This is a genomic window from Gordonia sp. NPDC003950, assembly GCF_053605205.1.
This window is the reverse complement of record NZ_JBSGIT010000072.1, coordinates 1-1286: the sequence shown is the minus strand read 5'-3', so window position 1 is coordinate 1286 and position 1286 is coordinate 1. Positions and strand designations below refer to the sequence as shown.

Below are 1286 nucleotides of genomic sequence, written 5' to 3'. Positions count from 1 at the left end.
TGGCAGGTCCCCGATAGCCGGTCCAGGCCGTTCTAGAGCCAGTTCCTACTTGCAGTCGATCAGTCGATCTCGCAGCCCACGGGGTGATGCTGGTGGGTGCATTGGGCAGCGTACTCGGCGGGGGTCTGGTAGCCCAGCGCTGAGTGTCGGTGTCGGTGGTTGTGGTCGTCTTTGAAGTCGCCGATGACCACCCGGGCCTCGAGCAGGGTCGGCCAGCAGTTGCGGTTCAGGCACTCGTCGCGTAGTCGGTTGTTGAACGACTCGATGAACCCGTTGTTCCACGGTGTGCCGGGCGGAATGTAGGAGATGCCCACCAACCCTGCACAAAACGCCTGCAGCGCCTCAGAGATGAACTCAGGGCCGTTATCCATACGCAGCACCATCGGCGGTCCACCCCAGATCGCGAACACCTTCTCCAACTCCTCGATCAGGCGCTCGGCAGCGATCGAGCGGTCCACGATATTCAGCAACGACATCCGGGTGTGCTCATCGACCATCGACGCAATCTTCACCTTCTTCCCATCCACCGTGGAATCGAACTGAAAGTCCAACGCCCACACCACTTTCGGCGCATCAGCATCGATGATCGGCACCGACGACTGGCCGGCCCGCTTCCGGCGCGGGGCACGGCGGACCTGCAGGCCCTCCTCTTTCCACAACCGATGCACCTTCTTCTTATTGATCTCGATACCGTCGTCGAAGCGCAGATGCGCCCACGCCCGCCGGAACCCGTGCCGCGGATTCTTGCGGGCGTAGGTGCGCAGCTGCTCCCGCAGCGCGGCATCCGGGTCGGCCGGAGTCTGCGCCTGCGGCAGACACCGATACGCCGATCGGGAAAGCCCAACTACCTTGCACGCCATACGCTCTGACATGTTCTTCACATCTTTGAGCATGTCGATGGCGGCGCGTTTGGCCGTTGGGCTCAGAATTTTCCCTTCGCGATCTCCCGCAGCGCGTCCTTCTCCAGTTCAGCATCGGCGAGCAGGCGTTTGAGCCGGCTGTTCTGCTCGCGCAGTTCCTTGAGTTCCTTGGCGGCATCGCCGTCCATACCGCCGTACTGGCGGCGCCAGTTGTACAAGGTGGCCGCCGACACCTCGAGATCGGCAGCGATCTCCTCGCCGGTCTTACCCTCGGCGGCCAACTCGTCGGCCCGGCGCAGTTTGCGCACGATGTCCTCAGCCGAGTGACGCTTCCGTCCTGCCATGTTCCTCATCGTCCCTTCTCTGCCCTCACCAGGGCAATCAGGACTCTAGAACAACCCGGACCGGTTCACGGGGGACACGCCA

1 protein-coding gene is annotated in these 1286 nt (G+C 62.8%); it reads right to left on the bottom strand.

What is annotated here, in order from left to right:
- Positions 1-59: 59 nt before the first annotated feature.
- A protein-coding gene (locus ACWETB_RS23890; protein ID WP_370530165.1) for an IS3 family transposase occupies positions 60-1204 on the bottom strand; the annotation gives its coding sequence in 2 pieces (ribosomal slippage) (positions 60-937 and positions 937-1204; 1146 coding nt in all).
- Positions 1205-1286 lie beyond the last annotated feature (82 nt).